Annotated in this window: 17 protein-coding genes, 1 riboswitch and 1 other annotated feature; of the genes, 10 read left to right on the top strand and 7 right to left on the bottom strand. The window is 39.5% G+C overall.

Annotated features, from left to right (window positions below; all coding sequences use genetic code 11):
- Positions 1-114: 114 nt before the first annotated feature.
- The gene (locus AB986_RS09365) at positions 115-1,290 is read right to left on the bottom strand and encodes a S8 family peptidase (RefSeq protein ID WP_048310562.1); all 1,176 of its coding nucleotides are present in this window, start codon (positions 1,288-1,290) and stop codon (positions 115-117) included.
- A 330-nt stretch (positions 1,291-1,620) separates the two neighbouring features.
- Positions 1,621-1,872 (top strand) — a binding site (T-box leader).
- 71 nt (positions 1,873-1,943) lie between these two features.
- Here AB986_RS09365 and AB986_RS09360 point away from each other — a divergent pair.
- Positions 1,944-3,182 carry an MFS transporter gene (locus AB986_RS09360; RefSeq protein ID WP_048310561.1) on the top strand — a complete coding sequence of 413 codons (1,239 nt, stop codon included), beginning with the start codon at positions 1,944-1,946 and terminating at the stop codon, positions 3,180-3,182.
- Between the two features lie 44 nt (positions 3,183-3,226).
- Here the strand turns inward: AB986_RS09360 and AB986_RS09355 are convergent, their stop codons facing one another.
- Positions 3,227-4,678 carry an MDR family MFS transporter gene (locus tag AB986_RS09355; protein WP_236690337.1) on the bottom strand — a complete coding sequence of 484 codons (1,452 nt, stop codon included), beginning with the start codon at positions 4,676-4,678 and terminating at the stop codon, positions 3,227-3,229.
- Positions 4,679-5,011: 333 nt separating this feature from the next.
- Here AB986_RS09355 and AB986_RS09350 point away from each other — a divergent pair, with 333 nt between their 5' ends.
- Complete coding sequence (locus tag AB986_RS09350; protein WP_236690364.1) at positions 5,012-5,554, top strand: GrpB family protein; 543 nt, start codon at positions 5,012-5,014, stop codon at positions 5,552-5,554.
- Between the two features lie 45 nt (positions 5,555-5,599).
- Here AB986_RS09350 and AB986_RS09345 read toward each other — a convergent pair whose 3' ends face one another.
- Both AB986_RS09345 and AB986_RS09340 read right to left on the bottom strand, forming a co-directional pair.
- Complete coding sequence (locus AB986_RS09345) at positions 5,600-7,111, bottom strand: esterase/lipase family protein (RefSeq protein ID WP_048310559.1); 1,512 nt, start codon at positions 7,109-7,111, stop codon at positions 5,600-5,602.
- 376 nt (positions 7,112-7,487) lie between these two features.
- Complete coding sequence (locus AB986_RS09340) at positions 7,488-9,284, bottom strand: LTA synthase family protein (protein WP_048310558.1); 1,797 nt, start codon at positions 9,282-9,284, stop codon at positions 7,488-7,490.
- A 170-nt stretch (positions 9,285-9,454) separates the two neighbouring features.
- Between AB986_RS09340 and AB986_RS09335 the strand changes: the two genes are divergently transcribed.
- Entirely contained in the window at positions 9,455-9,901 is a 447-nt protein-coding gene (locus tag AB986_RS09335) for a DUF4385 domain-containing protein (protein WP_048310557.1), read from the top strand.
- Between the two features lie 381 nt (positions 9,902-10,282).
- Positions 10,283-10,963 carry a RibD family protein gene (locus AB986_RS09330; protein WP_161797358.1) on the top strand — a complete coding sequence of 227 codons (681 nt, stop codon included), beginning with the start codon at positions 10,283-10,285 and terminating at the stop codon, positions 10,961-10,963.
- Positions 10,964-11,226: 263 nt separating this feature from the next.
- Here AB986_RS09330 and AB986_RS09325 read toward each other — a convergent pair whose 3' ends face one another.
- Positions 11,227-11,952 (bottom strand): Bax inhibitor-1/YccA family protein, encoded by a 726-nt coding sequence (locus AB986_RS09325; protein ID WP_048311039.1) that lies wholly within the window; start codon positions 11,950-11,952, stop codon positions 11,227-11,229.
- Positions 11,953-12,023: 71 nt separating this feature from the next.
- Positions 12,024-12,479, bottom strand: coding sequence for a GNAT family N-acetyltransferase (locus AB986_RS09320; protein ID WP_048310556.1), 456 nt, complete (start codon positions 12,477-12,479; stop codon positions 12,024-12,026).
- Positions 12,480-12,702: 223 nt separating this feature from the next.
- On the opposite strand from AB986_RS09320, the gene AB986_RS09315 reads away from it, so the two are divergent.
- From AB986_RS09315 to AB986_RS09290, 6 genes are all read left to right on the top strand, one after another.
- Positions 12,703-12,906: a hypothetical protein gene (locus AB986_RS09315; RefSeq protein WP_048310555.1), complete on the top strand. Its 204-nt coding sequence runs from the start codon at positions 12,703-12,705 to the stop codon at positions 12,904-12,906.
- Positions 12,907-13,055: 149 nt separating this feature from the next.
- On the top strand, positions 13,056-13,565 hold the full coding sequence (locus AB986_RS09310) for a GNAT family N-acetyltransferase (protein ID WP_048310554.1): 510 nt from the start codon (positions 13,056-13,058) through the stop codon (positions 13,563-13,565).
- 161 nt (positions 13,566-13,726) lie between these two features.
- The gene (locus AB986_RS09305; RefSeq protein ID WP_048310553.1) at positions 13,727-14,986 is read left to right on the top strand and encodes an ATP-binding protein; all 1,260 of its coding nucleotides are present in this window, start codon (positions 13,727-13,729) and stop codon (positions 14,984-14,986) included.
- Positions 14,987-15,063: 77 nt separating this feature from the next.
- Complete coding sequence (locus AB986_RS09300; RefSeq protein ID WP_084006469.1) at positions 15,064-15,270, top strand: PspC domain-containing protein; 207 nt, start codon at positions 15,064-15,066, stop codon at positions 15,268-15,270.
- Between the two features lie 526 nt (positions 15,271-15,796).
- Positions 15,797-15,900: riboswitch (purine riboswitch) on the top strand.
- A gap of 180 nt (positions 15,901-16,080) precedes the next feature.
- On the top strand, positions 16,081-16,962 hold the full coding sequence (locus tag AB986_RS09295) for a 5'-methylthioadenosine/S-adenosylhomocysteine nucleosidase (protein ID WP_048310551.1): 882 nt from the start codon (positions 16,081-16,083) through the stop codon (positions 16,960-16,962).
- 150 nt (positions 16,963-17,112) lie between these two features.
- Positions 17,113-17,532 carry a carboxymuconolactone decarboxylase family protein gene (locus tag AB986_RS09290; RefSeq protein ID WP_048310550.1) on the top strand — a complete coding sequence of 140 codons (420 nt, stop codon included), beginning with the start codon at positions 17,113-17,115 and terminating at the stop codon, positions 17,530-17,532.
- Positions 17,533-17,768: 236 nt separating this feature from the next.
- On the opposite strand, the gene AB986_RS09285 is transcribed toward AB986_RS09290, so the two are convergent.
- Positions 17,769-18,578, bottom strand: a complete 810-nt coding sequence (locus tag AB986_RS09285) for an alpha/beta fold hydrolase (protein WP_048310549.1) — start codon at positions 18,576-18,578, stop codon at positions 17,769-17,771.
- Between the last annotated feature and the right edge of the window lie 39 nt (positions 18,579-18,617).

The following is an 18,617-nucleotide window of genomic DNA, read 5'->3' as shown; positions in this document are numbered from 1 at the left end:
ATAGTGAGAAGGATCTATTAGGTATGCGATGCAAAGGTTTAGAAAGAAAAGCATTTAGGTTTAAAGAAAAAAGGATGCCCTTATAAGGGCATCCTCTTAAACTACTTCTTAGACTTAGTACTGAACAGCGTTCGCTGCGTTCACACGTCCGTTTTGGAAAAGTGCTCCCGTTCCAGTAATGTAATCTGCCGTTTCTTCAAGAGCTGTGCGAATCTCAGAAGCGCTACGTCCTTGTGCAGCTAGAAGTCCTGCAACACCTGCAACAACTGGTGATGCCATAGAAGTACCGGACAAGTTGTCATAGCTATTCCCGGGCATAGTGGAATAGACGCTAGATCCTGGCGCAGCAATATCAACCCACGTTCCGTAATTCGAATAGTATGCGATTGTGTCGTTCTGATCTGTTGCTGCTACAGCAATTGCATTAGAGTAGTAAGCAGGGTAGCTTGGCTTTGGTGAGCTTTCGTTACCAGCAGCTGCGACTACGACCGATCCTTTATTCCAAGCGTAGTTAACAGCATCTTTCAATGTTTGAGAACCAAGAATGCCTCCAAGGCTTAAGTTAATAACTTGAGCACCTTGATCTGCTGCATAACGAATGCCTTGTGCAACGTCATCAAGTGAACCGCTACCACTTTCATCGAGAACACGGACTGCTAGAATGGAAGCGTTCGGTGATAGACCTGCGATTCCAATTCCGTTATTCGTGTTAGCTGCTGCAATTCCGGATACGTGTGTACCATGGTAATGCTCATCCATTGGGTCATTGTCATTATCCGCGAAATCATAGCCTTTAACGACCTTGCCAGCAAGATCTGGGTGATTGTAATCAACACCTGTATCAATAACAGCAATCTTAATAGAGGAATTGCTCTGAGTTACATCCCAGGCTTGCTCAGCTTTTACTTTTTGAGGAGCGTACTGTTTTGTTTTGTAGAAAGGGTCGTTAGGAACATGGTTCGCGTGAAACATAGAGTTCGGTTCTGCATACTCAACAGAGCTATTTTCTTCCAACACTTTAATAGCTTCAGTAACAGAACCATTCACTTTTACAACCATGAATTCATCTGTTGTTTCTATTACTTTTCCGCCATGCTTAGAAACAAGTTCTTTCGCGTATGTAGATTTGGTCGAGTCGTTAAAATGCACAATAAGTTCTTGTGGAGCAAGTTGTTGCTCGTTTGCATAGCTAGGTGCTTCTTTTCCTTCTAAATTTGTAGCTGAAGCTGGTAAAGCCACTGACATGAGTAGAGTTGCGGATGTAGCAAATGCTGCGAGACGCTTAAACATTCTTCAATCACTCCTCAAGTGTAATCCCGACGATGTTTTCTCTTCGGGTTAAGGAGAGGATTCAACAGCTTTCTACATTGTCCTTTACCATTTCCGACAAATAATCGAAATGAACTACTAAATTCGCTAGTGTAATTAAAAGTTTGTAGTTCAAAGTAACTGTTTGTAGTTCAAATGATCTAGCTTTTTTATAGTCACTATTCAAAGGTGATAGGAGGGGAAATCAACCACTTTATAGCATCGAAACATAAGGCATTCTTTGGAAGAGAAAATCAGTGATTTCAGAAAAGTGTTTACATTTATTACGTCGTTCTGGTAATCTATAACAAATTAAACGCAATGAAGAGAAGAGTAGATTACATGATTCTATACAGAGAGCTCTGTTAGCTGAAAAGGAGCAAGAATAGTGTAATCGAAACAAGCCTCCGAGCTGTACATTGGAGCCGAATGTGGTGATGGTGTAACGGGTGCTCCCGTTATAGAGCTTAGGGTATAAGCAGTTCATGCCGTACCCGATAAGAGTGATGTGGCGACACATGACTAAACTGGGGTGGCACCGCGATAAGTAATCTCGCCCCCAGGACTATACGTCCTGGGGGTGAGATTTTTTTAGTTGGTTAGACCATACTTATCGCGATTGGAGTGAGCTAGTTATGAAAAAGGTAACGAGAAATCTATTCATTCTTTTATGTGGGATCGGAATTTCGAATGTTGGGAGCTGGATTTACCACATTGCCCTTAATTTAATTATACTTGATCGAACAGGGTCAGCGCTTGCGGTGATAGGGCTGTATTTACTTAAACCTCTCGCGATTCTTTTTACGAATGGATGGTCAGGATCGTTAATTGATCGTATGAACAAAAGAAGATTAATGATAGGGCTCACGATCTTTGAAGCGGGTGTCATTACCTGTCTTCCTTTTATAGGATCGCTCTGGATCCTATATGGTTTCGTTCTCGTTATTAATATGGCAAGCTCGGTGTTTCATCCCACTTCAATGACGTATATCACGAAGTTGATTTCTAGAAACGAGCGTAAACGATTTAATGCAGTACGAAGTTTAGTCGATTCTGGAGCTTTTGTTATTGGACCAGCAATTGCGGGGTTATTGTTTATGATCGGAACGCCTATCGACGCTATTTTCATCAATGCAGCTGCTGTTCTAGTAGCAGGAGGACTCTTTTACTTATTACCAGATGTAGAGAGAGGTAAAATGACAACAAGAGCTTCTGGCAATTTTTCACTAGCAACACTACAAGAAGATTGGCGTGCTGTTTATCACTTTAGCCGCAGATCAAGCTATGTTATGATCATCTATTCTTTTTTCAGCGCAGTTACCGTGATGACTTGGGGAGTAGATTCGCTTGAAGCGGCATTTGCTAAAGAAGTCTTGTTGTTAACGAATACAGAATACGGCTTTCTCGTAAGTGTAGCGGGAGCGGGTATCCTACTCGGCGCCATCATCAATACGTTGGTCGCAAGAGTGCTATCCGATTCCTGGCTAATGGGAATGGGAGCTATGGTTCTAGCATGCGGGTACCTAGTGTTTACGTTATCTTCTAGTTTTACACTAGCTTCGATTGGATGCTTCGTTTTATCTTTTTCGCTTGCATTTATGAATACAGGTTTTTACACGTTCTATCAAAACAATGTACCCGTTGACGTTATGGGGAGAATTGGGAGTTTATATAGCTTTGTTGAAGCACTTTTCACCATACTTGTTATGCTAGCCTGCGGGGTACTTGCTGAGTTGATTTCCATCAGGTTTAGTGTTGTCACTGGATCGGTGGTCATGCTTTGTTTTGCTATTGGGTTGCTCATATATGAAAGTCTACCTTCAAAAAGAAAGACTTCTCAAAGCGATAGCGTGCTAGATTCACTGGATGTGTAACAAAAAACGCTCAGCGCAAGTTGGCTGAGCGTTACTTCGGTAGGTTACATATTCACTGTTTTAGCAGTTTCTTCTTCCTCGACTTGCGGTATTTCTTTCGAAACATCTTCTTCACTAGGACCATTCTTTTTAATGAAAAACGTCAGAATTAATCCAACAAAAGTTAGAGCAAGAATCACTAGGAAAGCAACATTTACACCATAAATATCTGGATTGGATATAGAAGATTCCTGTGCCGTTTGTGTTGTTGTTGTCATCACAGTAACTAGAATCGCCGTACCCACAGATGCCGCAACTTGGCGCATCGTATTATTCATCGCTGCCCCGTGCGGGATAAGGTGCCGAGGCATTTGGTTTAATCCAGCAGTTGTTACAGGCATCATCACCATCGACAAGCCAAACATTCGAATGGCATACATAATAGTTAAGAACGTAATGGTTGTTGCTGTACCAAGGAATGAGAAACCAAGCGTCGCTGCTGTTACAATCGTTAACCCAACGATCGCAAGCATGCGTGCACCGAATTTATCAAATATGCGTCCAGTAAGAGGAGACATGAAAGCAACTATGACTGCACCCGGTAATAGAACTAATCCTGATTCAAAAGCAGTGAAATCTCTCATGTTCTGCATATAAAGTGGAATCAGCGTCTCTGCACCAATTAATCCAAGAAACATAATCATACCGATAATGGTCGTAATCGTAAAAATCTTGTCTTTGAATACTCTAAATTCAAGCATAGGATGCGACATTTTAAGCTGTCTTAAGATAAAGGTGGTGAGTGCAATTATTCCGATGAGAAGTACAACGATCGTTCTTGCACTGTCCCATCCATAGTTCCCAGCACTTGTAAATGCATAAAGTAAACCGCCGAACCCAATTGATGAAAGAATGATCGAGATTGGATCGACTTTCGGATACGTAAGTTCTGTTACGTTTCTCATAACAAAGCGAGCAATGATGAGAATGAGTAGTGCTAGCGGTAGAATAGCCCAGAAAAGCAAACGCCAAGAATAGTTCGCTGTAATCCAACCAGACAATGCAGGTCCAATGGCTGGCGCGAAAGAGATTACTAGACCAATGTAGCCCATCGCTGTACCGCGTTTGTTAACTGGGAATATCATCAGAAACACGGTTTGCATTAGTGGGAGCATAACTCCAGCTCCAGCAGATTGAATGACTCTACCCATAAGCAAGACGCCAAAGTTAGGAGCAAGCCCACCAACAATCGTTCCAACTGCAAAGATTCCCATCGCCGACATGAATAACTGTCGAGATGTAAATCGTTCAAGTAAGAACGCACTAATTGGAATCATAATTCCGTTTACGAGCATAAATACGGTTGTCAGCCACTGAGCCGTGTTAGCTGTAATGTTCATTTCCTCCATAATAGGCGGGATCGCTGTAATCATAAGGGTTTGATTCAAAATCGTAATAAAGGACCCAGCCAGCAATAACGCGGCTATGAGAACTTTATTATAAGGTTGAGTTGCCAACTTCAACCCTCCTCTCATTTTTTTGATTTTTATAGAAAGCTAATGTGCTAAAGTTCAATTTCAACAATCAATTATCAAATTATACTCCTAAACGACTCAGCTTACAAACCTATTGTTTCAGGGCTAAATCCCCGGAATGAGGTGAGAAAATGTTGCTTTGTCAGTGATTAGACTTATTCTAGTTAGCTAATAAAAGAAGAAATTGGCTAATATATTTCGAATTTGGACAATACATTTCCGTTTTGGCTAATAAAACAAAAAAGTGGACAATAAACCATACTAGAGAGGTGCAGGACTGCCAGATATAGAAGTTTATCCGGAGGGAACAAGTTGATGAAGGTAGGTGAGGTGAAAGAAATGAGAAAAGTCGAGGTTCACGAGTATAAAGAAGTATGGTTAGAAATGTTTCAGCTAGAAGCACAGAAATTGGAGCGTGTTTTTGGAGATAATGTGATTGAGATTCATCATATCGGCAGTACATCAATTAGTGGAATGAAGGCAAAGCCAATCATTGATCTCATGCCTGTTGTGAAGAATTTAGCTCTTATTGATTCGAAAAATGAGCAGATGAAAGAAATAGGATATGAAGGAAAAGGTGAAAACGGGATCAAAGAACGGCGCTACTTCCAAAAAGGTGGGGATAACCGCTCGCATCACGTTCATGTATTCGAAAGCGGAAGTCAAGACATCGATCGTCATCTAGCGTTTCGAGACTATTTAAGCGAGCATCGGATAGATCATCAACGCTATAGTGAGAAGAAAGAGGAGCTAGCGAGTAAGTATCCTTTTGATATGGAGTCTTATATTAATGGCAAAGATTCCTTAGTTAAAGAGATTGAAGCGAAAGCGTTGGAATGGTATCAGAACAGAGGATAAGGCAACAGAAATCCAGGCCTGATGAGCCTGGATTTCTGTTTTTATTTATGGCTTATACATTTTTCCATTTTGATCGACGTAGATCGTATAAAGAATGGTTCGCTCGAACTGTTCGCCTTTTTTTGTATCTCCTTTTACATCAAGCATAATGTGATAAACGCCTTCACCTGCATCTTTGATTGGAAATGATTCGAGAGAGTTGAATTTCTTTTGGGAGATCTTCTTTTGTTTTGTTTTCCCATTCTTGCTATATTGGATAACAATATCGCCGCTAATGGACTTACGATCAACTTTTGTTGGATTAACTTGAAGCTTTACCTCTTTTTTAGAGCTTGCTTCAATGGTGAGATCGGCATTTAGTTCACTTTCATATACTACTTGCATCAGGTAACTTTCTTTCTTAGGCTGTTTCACCTTTACTTTCCAAGTTCCAGCAGCGGGTGATGTGACGCTCATTTGATGGTGAATTGCGCCTTGAAACATGCCGGTATCGTATGTTTTTGTCATATTTGTATACGTTTGATGGTTAGGTCCTTCAAGCGTAATGACCGAATCGCTATTCTGACTCATCCAATCGAATGCAATACTTTTCGTGTTTTCTTCAACCTCGAACGTTTCAACTTTCTTACCAGTAAATTTTCCGCCCCGAACAACGACATTTGCTTCTTGGTCGTCCTCTGCAATGATAGAAGGTTGAAGTGATGTGAATGCAGCGACATTCTTTGTTAAATAAGGCTGGAATAAATTGAAGGTGGTGCTTCCGTTTTTAATCGTAAAGTGATCCCATTTTCCGATGCGAACCTCATTTCCATAAGGAAGCCTTGAGCTCGTGACAGTTACAGCGCCATCGTTCGAACCGTATTGTCTAAGATACAGCCCACCCCAATATAATGAGCCACCGAAGTTACCCCAACTCGTTCCACCAAACGTATAGTACGGTGTAAGTAAGGAATTTGGGTTGGAATCAGTAATTGAGCGAAAATAACTCATGTAACCGGTTTGAAGGGAGTATGTTGCATCATTTCGATTGCCGATAATTGCAGCAAGCCACCCCGCCCAATTGCTATAAGCTAGATCCGCTAGCTGTGAACCGTGGTGTGGAGTAGAAAGGGTAATGACTTTCTCAACATACTTCCCGGCATTGGAATGAACGAGAGCAGCTTGAGCATCCACGCCGCCCTTGCTATGGGTTACCAGAATCATTTTCTTACCAAAATACGTATACATTTCAGAAAGCTTACTAGCAAGGAGCTGGCCGTTGTCCCACATGTTTTTCGTAGGATAGAGGTTAATGAATGCTGTTTGGTAGTTCTCGTTGTAGGTGATTTCATCCATGTCGTTCTGATCAATCCAGATATTTGAGGAACTGTTTAATCCATGAACAAATACAATTGGCAATGAACCAGGTTTAACAGTTGCAGGCTGGTCACCTATATACCATTCACCTGGGGTGCCTGTAGCATCCCCTTTGCCTAGGATTCCTGCATGAACTTCATTGGCGAGTAACGGCGTACATAAGAGAACCAAAACGAGCATAAACATCAACCATTTTTTCATAGAACCCTCCCGTAGTTTTGATACATGTCTTGTCACCATAACTATAAGAAGGTTCTGAATGTTAAACAAGGAACTATTTAGCTATATTTCCCAATTAGTGAATAGGTACAAAGCAACGATCTAACTGTCGTTTCGACAGAATATCATGCTAGTAAAGGATAGTGGAAATAGATACATGAGCAAAAGGGTCTGGTATGAATGATATGAAATGGTAAGAAGGAATAGGTTTTAAAAACGAAAGAAGGCTGGGTTTATATGCTAACGTGTTTAAAAGGCTATATGAAACATGGTGTTAATTTAAGAGCATCAATAATAAAATAGTCCTGAATTCCATAAAAAACGCATTGAACCTACTATAGGTCAATGCGTTTTTCTTTCATTCCTCTAATGCATTTTTCTCAATGATACGATCAGATAATTGAAGCTGATCTGAAATTTCTTCTACGTGTTTTTCGCATTCTTCAATAGGAACTTCTTTTTCTGTGGAAACAGAATAGCACGTTCCTTCATCTATATCCTTCGTTAAATCAGGCTTATAATAAAGGTCTTGATAGCGGAAGGATCCGTCGCGAAAGCCTGTCAAATTCGGTTTTTCATTAAGCAATGAATCACCCATCATGTATGGTGGTTCTGTTCCTAGAATATCAAGAATCGTTGGGGCAATATCAATTTGACCGCCACTCTCGTTGATCACTTCTCCTTGTTCTGAGTTAGGACGCTTAATAAAGAGTGGAACTTGCCGATCTAGTTCAAAATAGTCTACTGGACTTTCAGCATTCACTTTGTTTGCCATTTCTCCGCCAGGTTTCGTGAGACCACTATCATGATCTCCATAGAAAATAACGAGAGAATCGTCCCACATGTTTTTCTGTTTCAATTCCTTAATCATCAGCCCTACGGCCTGATCGACATAATGTGCCGTTTGGTAATAGCTTTTTAAAAGGGAGTTATCATAGCCGGTTAAATCTAGTTGGGCTTGATCTTTAGGTATTTCGTAAGGCGTGTGACTTGTAAGAGCAACCATGAATGCAAAGAAAGGTTCATCCAGTTCTTCCATATGTTTAATGGATTCAGTGAAAAAGCGCTTATCATTTAATGCCATTCCGATTTTCTCTCCATTTGGATAATCTTGATCGCTGAAAAAGTGATCGTAACCTAAATTTTCATAGCTTCGATCCCTGTTCCAAAAACCTTTTTCAAAAGCATGCATCGCTGCTGTTTCATACCCAGCATTTTGAAGAAGCTCTGGTAACGCGGCAAATTCATTCGTAGGGTAGCGTGTATATACAGAACCTGACTTCAAAGGATAGAGAGACGTATTCGTAATGAATTCGGCATCAGACGTTCTGCCTTCATGTGTTTGATGATAAAACGATGGGAAATAGAGCGACTCTTCCTTTAGTCCGTTCAGGTTTGGTGTTAGTACCTGGTCGTTTATTTCCTTATCGATCAATGAATCCTGAAACGATTCGAGTTGAACAAGGATAATATTTGGTGCGTTTGCAATCTCAAGATTCTTATTCATAGGTTGATTGTTTTTGACAGTTACGTTTACGTCAGTATCTTCATTTATCTGCTGCTTAACAAAAGTTAAAAGATCGGCTCCATGATAACCCCAGAAACCTAGATGATAATATTCGCGCATATCTGAAATGGATGAATTGACCAACCACTCCTCCTTGTCTACATAACTAGTGTAAAGAGGGGTAACAAATAGGACTATACCGGTAAAAAGAGTCACTCCTGCAAACAGCAATCTTCTCTTTTTGGTTGCTTTTTGTCCCTTCTTACGCAAGAAGTAGAAAACGAAGCTAAAGATAACAAGGTCTAAGAAGAAGACAAAGTCTTTCAATTGTATTAGCGTCATAAAACCGCCACCCACATCGCTCATCTGAAGCATTTGAGAAAGTAGGGAAACCGAGAGTAAGTCACTGAAATAGCGGTAGTACCACATATCCGATAATAGCAAGGTGCTATGTAAAAAGAGCAATGTAAACAAAACCCATCGCCTTTTTTTCATGGTAAGTAATAAAGTCCAACTAGAAAGAATTAAGATTCCAGCAAGGTTTACTAAGAAAATACTAAAATCAAAAGCTGTAGTTGTATAGAAGCTAAATAAGAATATCTTCAAAATGGAAAGTAATACATAAATCAAGTAATCGAGAATAACCACAATACACCTCCGGAATCATAAGCGTCATATGTCTGCCTTTTTCCTATCTTTCCTCTATCACATCAGGTGAAAACCTACAGATGTGCGATTACTAGAGAATGATCAAGAAAGTTTTATTTGTTTAGGTGATTGATCCCCCAGGGAATACTCCCTGAAAAGGAGGGGTCTACATGGCTTTTGATTATGATCTTGATTTTGATAACATTAATTTCCGTGAGCAACCAGAGAAATATCGTGTAGGACGAGGCGAGCAAGGTGTACTAATGGTCGAGCCGTATAAAAGTGAGATCTTACCTCATTGGCGTTTTAAAACACCTGAGATTGCAAAAGAATCGTCAGAGAAGATCTTTGAGATGTTCAAAGAGTATCAAGATAACGATGACTTTGTCGGAATGGATATGGCGAGAAAATTTATTCAAATGGGCTACACAAGAGCAAGAAGGTATGCAAACTATAAAGGTGGAAAAAAGTATGATAGTGACGGTGATGTAAACGAACGAGAGATCGATGATGAGAAAGCTGAATCTGCAAGAATTTTTGAAGAGAAGTGGAAAATTGTTCGAACAGATGAAGCGTATTTAGAGAAGAAGAAAGAGCATCAAAAGAAATACGGATAAAAAGGCGTAGCTACGTCTTTTTTTAATTTTCTAGACTCTCCTCTTAAGGATTGTTTTTTAAAAGCTAAGATTTTATATAAAAAGCTACACTTCGCTAATTGGAGCGTAAGGATGCTCGACTCCTGCGGGACTAGCGGGACAGGTGAGACCCCACAGGAGCGTTAGCGACGAGGAGGCTCACCGCCCGCCCCGCGGAAAGCGAGCATCCTGGAGCGGAAATTTATCCACTCTTAGAGAAAATGCCCACGAAAAGAGCCTTCCTCTTCAATCAACTCCCCCTCCCAAATTAACAAAGTCTATGAAATGAGTCATTTTCAAAAAAACACTGACATTCATTTTCTGGAAATTTTATAATGGAGATAAACAGAAAGGATGATGAGTGTGAAAAAAAGACCTGAAGTTGTGCTAAATGTTTTCTCATCAATTGATGGAAGGATTACTACTGCGCCGAACCACAATGTGATGGAATGGACAGAACATGACGTAGATGGAGATGCGAATGATCTGACACACAGACTTTATGATGAATTGAATTGCGATAGCCTCCTATCTGGTAGTGAAAGTCTCCTCGTATGGAGTGGAGATTGGATAGAGTTAAAGCAGCCAATTACTGTACCAAAAAAGTCAAAGGGGTATATTGTGTTTGATGGAAGAGGGCGAATGGATTGGGGTCAAACGGAAGGTCTTGTTGTTGTAACAAGAGAGAATGTAGAGCCTTCCTATATTGAGCAGTTGGAAAGTAAAAACATTACATATGTACAGTCGGGTAGTGGGGATCACATTGACCTTAGTAAAGCACTTGAAATGCTCTATGATCGTGGATTTAGACGTCTTGGTCTTAGTGGTGGAGGTTCAATCAATGGTGCGTTTTTGCGTGAAGGACTTATTGATGAAGTGAGTATTGTTCTAGCTCCACTAGCGATTGGAGGGAGGAAGACGCCAACAATTTTTGATTGTGACGATTTATCTTCCATTCTAGAAGCTACTAAGCTCGAGTTACTAGAATCAAAAACGCTAGGTGATAAAGGAGCTGTGTGGCTTTATTACCGTATAATAGCATAAGGCTCTTTTCTAATAGAATATTGCTTTTGAATCAATTTATGAAAAAAAAAACCGCACTTAGCTAATTGGAGCGGAAGGATGCTCGACTCCTGCGGGACTAGCGGGACAGGTGAGACCCCGCAGGCGAAGCCGAGGAGGCTCACCGCCCGCCCCGCGGAAAGCGAGCATCCTGGAGCGGAAATTAACCACTTATATAAAAGCAACAATGTATACGAAAAGAACCTAACATAAAGAAGAGGGCGCAACTTTTGCGCCCTCTCTTTTTATCTTCGTAATTTCTGTAAAAGATGAAGAATCTCGATATAAAGCCAAACAAGAGTGACCATCAATCCGAATGCGCCGTACCATTCCAGGTGTTTTGGGGCCCCTCGGTTCGCACCGTTTTCAATAAAGTCGAAATCGAGCACAAGGTTAAGTGCAGCGATCGCAACAATAAAGAGGCTAATTCCAATACCTATTAATCCATTCGAATGAAGGTACGGTACGTTTGCGTTAAGAAAAAGATTAAGACCAAGATCAATGATATAAACAACGAAAATTGCAAGCGTTGCAGATACAATCATGAGTCTGAAATTCTTCGTTACTTTAATAATTCGTGCCGCATATAGAAAGAGCAGGACGCCCATCACAGAGAAGGTTAGTGCAGCCGCTTGAATGACAATCCCGGGATAACGCGATTCAAGAATCGCGGATAAACCACCAATTGCAAATCCCTCTAGCGTTGCATAGATGGGTCCAGTTATCGGTGCAGCTCGATGGAAGAAAGCAGTAATTAAAGCGAAAATCAATGCTCCAATTGCCCCTACGACCATCATCGTATAAATATCTTCACCTTGAGAATAACGGTACCATGTGTAAATCGACGATCCTAGCAGAAAGAGGAACAGGAAGAACGTTTTGGCCACAGTTCCGCCAATTGTCATTGCCTCGCCTTGATCGCGTGTTCGATTGAACGTGTTATTTTTTAAAACGGGATTTCCGCTTCGCATCATTCGTCTTCATCCTTTTCCTGAGTTAGAGTTTACTTATAGGGTGTTCCCAATATTCATGCTCACCTAACTTACGAATGATGTGAGGATTTAGTTTCAGGTAGTTTCTTCCACATAAGCACGTGTGGTATACCATCTTCCATAAAAACGTCAGAGTCTGTTTGATACCCAAGCTTTTGATAGAATCTTTCTGCTTGCACTTGACCATGAAGCTTTACCCGATCAATGCCTTTCGTAGCTGCGAGTTCTTCCAGTTTGTTAACAATCTTGTTACCAATCCCTAGCTTTCGATGAGACTTTAGAATGCAGATTCGCTCTAATTTACCTATGCCGTCAACAACACGCCATCTAGCTGTTCCGACTGCTTTGTTCTTGTCTAGAATAAGAATATGCTCGGCTGTGTGCAAAGAGTCATATTGGTCATATTCATCTTCCTCAGGTGTACCTTGTTCTTCAATAAACACTTTTTTGCGAATATAAAATGCTTGTTTCAGTTCTTCTTCTGTTTGAATCGTTACTGCTTTCATGCTAATAGCCCCCCTGCACGTCAAGTGATATAGACTTTAGTATAATGATAGATCTATCTTCTGTAAATAAATGAAGAGGAGATAAAAATGTGAATATTCATATTAATTATTTATTAAATATGGATATTTATATTGGAAGAAGAGAGGAATAATGATAGGTTAAATAATAAGGGAGAGATGCTCCTCTCTTCTCATACCTAGGAGAGGAAGTGGCCGACGTTCTATGAGTCATCAGCTATTAAGTAAGTATACAAAGGTTTTGTATCAGGTCATGGTAGCCGTTCAATTCATAAAGAAGTACCAGTCTAGAACGTGTGACATTAGGCAAATTTCAATACTCACAGGATTTTCCGAAGAAGCTATTTTGGAGGCGATTGAATTTGGCGAGTTTCGTCAGCAAGATCGGCATGAAAATACGCAACAGTAAACAATCGGAATGATGAAGAGATTGAGCGTCCCCCTTTTCACGACATGAATGTTTTATAAATAATGGTATATGATAAATAGTATGGAAGCTAACGTCAGCATTGGATGTTAGCTTTTTCTCATGCTCTAAATTGTATAAGGCGGGCTAAGATGACAAGAAGAGTAATAACAACAGATCGTCTACTAATACGTGAAATGGAAGAAAAAGATTGTGAGTGTCTTTTTGAAGTCTTTAGTGACAAGGAAGCAATGAAATATTACCCAATGCTTAAGGATCGAAAAGAAACAATGAATTGGATTCAATGGACAAGAGATCATTATAAGAAATATGGATTTGGGCTTTGGATTGTGGAACACAAAGATCAAGGGGTATTTCTCGGGCAATGTGGACTTGTTCTGGAGAAGATTAGAGGATCAGTCGAAGTAGAAATAGGTTACCTTTTCGCACGGAAGCATTGGGGAATGGGGTATGCGACAGAGGCGGCTAGCGCATGCAAGGCATACGGTTTTGAACAGTTGAAACTCCCGAAGTTACTATCGCTAATCGATCCGTTGAATCAAGCGTCCATCAATGTAGCGGAACGTATTGGAATGAAGCGTGAAAAGTACGTAGTGAAAAGTGGGAGGAAATTAGATATATATACCTGTTATAATGGTTAAATATGGGATTGTGAGGGAAAAAACTTTGTTTTTCGAGAAAAAGAGGCATGATCGGTAGTAAATCGGTCATGTTCTCTTTTTTCATTTGATGTAAAATAGAGGAGTAGAACAGACAATAAAGAAGTTATTGTATACATAAAAAAATCGAGGGGTGAAAATGAGTGCTTCTCACAGCTAAGACCTTCCTATTGAATCTATTACTAGTATTTGCCCCTTTAGGTATTATGCAAATCCTCTATCTTTTGAAATATACGAATTTTCTTAAGAAATCATCTGGATGGTTACTAGCACTATTTCCGTTACTATCTGTTCTCCTCTGTATGATGTATCCAATTGTTATTAATGATAACTTCATCCTTGATTTCAGGAGAATCCCATTTATTTTAGGTGCGTTATATGGTGGGAAATGGGTTGGATTAATTTACCTGGTTGTTATGTTAAGCTATCGTTTCTCACTCGGTGGTACTGGATTTTATCCAACTCTATTTTCGTTTTCTCTTGTCACGATCGCAACCTCTCTCATTTCTGGTCATTTTCTTAACCTTGATTTAAAGAAAAAATTGCTTGTTGCTGCAGCAATGGATGGTCTGGTAGGGATGGTTTCAACATTCATCTCTCTTACTTTTTTCAATTCCCAAATCGAACTGTCCATGTGGATATTGTTTAGCTGTATTAGTGTCATAGGTGTGGTTCTAGCCACTCTTATTTATGAAGTATTTATCAACCAATTTAAGCTGCTTCATTCAGTGATGGAAGGACAGAAATTAAAGGTTGTTAGCCATCTTGCAGCTAGTATTTCACATGAGGTAAGGAATCCTTTAACAGTTAGCAGGGGTTTTCTTCAATTAATCGATGGTGACCTTGAGGATAAAGAAAAGAAAGAGTACATGAAGCTTGCTATTACTGAACTCGATCGTGCCACGGAAATTATTAATGACTACTTAACCTTTGCAAAACCTTATCCTGAAAGTGTTGAACGAATCGACGTTATTAGTGAAGTCAACCATAGCATTAGTGTGATTCAGCCACTTGCTTCTATGATGAACGTCTCCATTAACGCTAAAATAGATCTTCCTTCAGCGTACATGCATTCCGAAAAACGTAAATTTCAGCAATGCCTATTAAACTTCTCTAAAAACGCGATAGAGGCTATGCCAAATGGAGGCACGTTAACGATTGAAACTACTAGGCAACATAATGAATTAAAAATCAGTATTCAAGACACAGGAATCGGAATGACTGAAGAACAGCTTTGTCGCATCGGAGAGCCCTTTTTCACTACGAAAGAAAAAGGAACGGGACTAGGCATGATGGTTTCGCATAGTATTGTGAAAGGTATGGGGGGAGAATTGCTTTACAAAAGTGAACCCGGTATGGGAACGACAGTACATCTCGTTTTTCAAGTGGAAGATGTGGACTAATATGAAACTTATAAATGTTTGTAACGTAAGATTAAGAGGAAACAATAGAAGTAGAGGTAAAAAAGAAATGGAGGCTAATGATGAAAAAATTCTATAAATCGACAACTAACAAAATGTTTGCAGGCGTAATTGGTGGTTTAAGTGAGACTTTTAATATTAACGCTAGCTTGTTAAGGTTCATTTATTCTCTTTTGACTGTATTTACATCAGGTGTATTTCTACTAGTTTATGTTGCGGCAGCTTTCCTTCTACCAAAAGATAGTGAAGTTAAAGCAAATAACTAATATGAAGCCAAACGGTTTCTATAGTGTAGTATCGATAGTTAGTTCTTTCTTTTTATTCTGCATAGGCCTGATTTCCTTTTTCGGATGGATTCAGTTATTCTCTAGCATGCTGTCTCTTATTCTAGCTGCGACAGGTTTTGTAGGCGTGATCCTAAATAGCTTGCAGTTAAAGAAGACTATGTAGAATAATTCTTAAGGCTATAAGAGTAGTGGTTGATTTCCGCTCCAGGTACTCGTTTTCCTCGGGAGTCGAGTACCTTCCGCTGCAACCAACTTAAATGTGTAGTATACAACTCTTCTTTCAACACAATATTCTTTTAACAAAACCGTCCATATTCTTGATTATGGGCGGTTTTCTGATTGAAAAACTCTAGTGGTTTATAAATGACTAGCTACATACAACTGATCATTTTTTAGTGTAGTAATTGTATTTAAATACCAAAAGACGAACAATTTTATTGTTTTATTGTTTAATATTCGTTTTTAGGTTGATTCTGTGAAATGTGTTTGATATAGTTGCACAGTACTAATCGTAAATAAAATTTCTCGTATATCCTCGGTAATATGGTCCGAGTGTCTCTACCTAGTTCCCACGATAAGAACTGGACTACGAGTTGAAGTATTTGGTTGTTTGCTGCAACTTATCTCTGATTGAGCAAAGTCCTCTTTTGTTTGTTCATGAATACTTTAACTTTTGTAGGTCTAGAAGGTAGAAGTCATACCTAATCTAGCCCTTTTTTTATTGTGGAAATGTAGAACAGTAAAAAGCGAGAGAGTAGTAGTCAATTTCATTCTAAGGAGAGATGCTTTATGAGAAGAAAAGAATTTGTGAAATATGGTTCGATGGTGATGGGGGTTCTATTGCTACTTGTTCTAGGTGCATGTCAATCATCAAATTCAGAATCGTCTGCCGAGACTGAGGCTGCTCAAAAACCTGTTATCGTTCAAGGTCCAATGCCGATAGAAGCTGAAGAATTTGCCCAAAAGCTAGATGATGTGAAAGAAGAAACCTCAGGTTCGTTCGTATTCTATAAAGGTACGCTTGATGGTTATCCTGTAATTGTTACGAAAACAGGGAAAGGAATGGAAAATACTGCAGCTGCAACAGCTATTGCAATTGAGAAGTATGAGCCACTAGCGATTATTAATCAAGGTACTTCAGGTGGACATGATGCGGACTTAAATGTGTTTGATATTGTTCTAGGTAAACGAACAGTTAACATTGGCTCATTAAAAACGGCTAATAAAGAAGAAGGCGAAGGTATTGATCCAACGATATGGAAACCGATGGATTTGATGGCTTCTGAAGGAAGCGCAGGAGAAGACCCTGATGCTGAAAACATTCGTTATTACGATGGTAATCAAGAGTTACTCTCAAGCGCTAATGCCGTTAAAGATACTTATACTAAAGGAAAAGTAGTTGAGGGTACGATAGGATCTGCGGATGTGTGGAACAATGAAGTTGATCGAATTAACTGGTTCCATGAGAAATATGGTACATCTGTAGAAGAAATGGAAGGAGCCGCAGCAGCACAAATTGCTTCTGCCTACGATGTACCATTCCTTGGTATTCGTGTATTATCTAATAATAAAGTAAATGATGGCCAATATAATCCAGATACCGCTGCAGCTAATCAAGAATACGTGTATGAAGTCGTAAAGCACTACATTTCTAACAGTTCTAATGAATAAATAAGATATAAACCGAATTAAGAGTTAGAACGCTTTAGTAACCTAAGGCGTTCTTTTTTGTAAATAATAATTGAGTTGTTTGTTGCTTTTTGAAATAATTGGTAGTGTGATAGAAAGGTCGAAATAACGGAGTGAGGTGTGAAGAAAACTATGACGATTATTAATCCATCAAACATTGGCGAAACACCATTTCAAAAGCTGCTAGGGCATAATCCAAAAGTGATGGAAGCATGGTCAACTTTAGGGAATGTGTTAGAAGTAGATGATCTCCTATCAGCTGATTTAAAAGAACAAGTGAGGAGAACATTAGCAGAGAACAATGGGTGTGAATATTGTAAAGCGAAAGGGAAACCTGATCCTGATGCATTTGATGAGAAAATCTCTGTTGCGGTAGGGTTTGCAGAAGTATTTAGTAAACAAAACGGAGAAATATCTCCATCTATTATGGAAGTTGTAAAGCAAAGCTTTTCCGAAGCAGAAATTAGTGAACTACTTGCATTTATTTGTTTCACGACAGCACAACAGCATTTCGGCGCTCTTATGAAATTAGAACCTGTTGAAATTGGCTAAATAGGATCCGATATTCAGCTCTTCTCGAGAGATACAGTTTCACTCAATAAAGAAAAAAGGAGTTTTTGGATAATGGGCTTAATCCTAGCAGTCTTAACGATCTTATCATCTGCTGGTTTTCTCTATTATATGGGGAAATCAGGATACAAGTGGGATTCAGATGAAAAAGGTAATAAAGAAGAGTCATAATTTGAAGATAAAGGAAAGGGAACGTCTAGATGACGTTCCCTTTATGTTTACTTTGCAGCGGGGATTGGAATAGTGGATGAACAGTTTTTGCGAATAAATGCGATGGAAGCAGCGTTGAAATTTCGTGGCTTTTCAACGTTACATACATGACCACAATTCTCTATGATAAGATGTTGTGCCTTCTCATCAGTAGCCGTGTCTTTCAGTAATGGATTTACAAACAGGTGATCTTCTTGCCCTGTTATATAAAGTTTCGCAACATCGATGCTGTTCTTTTGGACGTTTTTATAAGTTGTTCTAACCTCATGCGCTAATTTATACCACGCAAGAAAGTTACTTCTTTTCATTTTAGCTGCTTCTCGAATAAAGATTCTTCTTGAGCTAGTATGATTGGATTTAGGCATCATAATATGAGCGAACAACTTATATAGCCACATGTGTGGTACAAACCCCTTCATTACGCTCCCAGTATGAAGCAAGAATAACGAGAATGGCGTAAATCTGGTAATGCAGCCTCCAAGCACAGCACTCTTCACACGCTCTGGTGCACGTTGTAACATGTGATGAAGCACGACGGAACCAAGAGAAATTCCTACAATATGGGCTTTTTCAATATTTAGTTTGTTCATAGTCTTTAGGATTTCATTGACTACTAGATTAAAGCTAAACGGCGTTTGGTAACTTGAGGTATCTGGTGATTTACCGTGACCAGGCAAGTTGATTGCTAGTACATGGAAGTCCTTTTTGTAAGCAGCGATCTGCTTATTAAAGATACCGTAGTTGCCACCAAGCCCGTGTAATAGAATGATGGGTTCTTTGGAGTTCCCATTGCTTTTGTAATAATGATAATCTAACATCTATTACTTCCTCTCAATAAAAAAACATAAGTCCATTAT

This window comes from Guptibacillus hwajinpoensis, from assembly GCF_001039475.1.
Classification (GTDB): domain Bacteria; phylum Bacillota; class Bacilli; order Bacillales; family Guptibacillaceae; genus Guptibacillus; species Guptibacillus hwajinpoensis.
Note: the sequence above shows the minus strand (reverse complement) of the source record. Positions and strands in the feature narration are given on the sequence as shown.

What these genes read in the sequence shown, in the direction of transcription:
- AB986_RS09365 (WP_048310562.1), bottom strand. Translation starts at nt 1,290, where the DNA reads ATGTTTAAGCGTCTCGCAGCATTTGCTACATCCGCAACTCTACTCATG.
- AB986_RS09360 (WP_048310561.1), top strand. Translation starts at nt 1,944, where the DNA reads ATGAAAAAGGTAACGAGAAATCTATTCATTCTTTTATGTGGGATCGGA.
- AB986_RS09350 (WP_236690364.1), top strand. Translation starts at nt 5,012, where the DNA reads ATGAAGGTAGGTGAGGTGAAAGAAATGAGAAAAGTCGAGGTTCACGAG.
- AB986_RS09345 (WP_048310559.1), bottom strand. Translation starts at nt 7,111, where the DNA reads ATGAAAAAATGGTTGATGTTTATGCTCGTTTTGGTTCTCTTATGTACG.
- AB986_RS09335 (WP_048310557.1), top strand. Translation starts at nt 9,455, where the DNA reads ATGGCTTTTGATTATGATCTTGATTTTGATAACATTAATTTCCGTGAG.
- AB986_RS09325 (WP_048311039.1), bottom strand. Translation starts at nt 11,952, where the DNA reads ATGCGAAGCGGAAATCCCGTTTTAAAAAATAACACGTTCAATCGAACA.
- AB986_RS09320 (WP_048310556.1), bottom strand. Translation starts at nt 12,479, where the DNA reads ATGAAAGCAGTAACGATTCAAACAGAAGAAGAACTGAAACAAGCATTT.
- AB986_RS09315 (WP_048310555.1), top strand. Translation starts at nt 12,703, where the DNA reads ATGAGTCATCAGCTATTAAGTAAGTATACAAAGGTTTTGTATCAGGTC.
- AB986_RS09310 (WP_048310554.1), top strand. Translation starts at nt 13,056, where the DNA reads ATGACAAGAAGAGTAATAACAACAGATCGTCTACTAATACGTGAAATG.
- AB986_RS09300 (WP_084006469.1), top strand. Translation starts at nt 15,064, where the DNA reads ATGATGAAAAAATTCTATAAATCGACAACTAACAAAATGTTTGCAGGC.
- AB986_RS09295 (WP_048310551.1), top strand. Translation starts at nt 16,081, where the DNA reads ATGAGAAGAAAAGAATTTGTGAAATATGGTTCGATGGTGATGGGGGTT.
- AB986_RS09290 (WP_048310550.1), top strand. Translation starts at nt 17,113, where the DNA reads ATGACGATTATTAATCCATCAAACATTGGCGAAACACCATTTCAAAAG.
- AB986_RS09285 (WP_048310549.1), bottom strand. Translation starts at nt 18,578, where the DNA reads ATGTTAGATTATCATTATTACAAAAGCAATGGGAACTCCAAAGAACCC.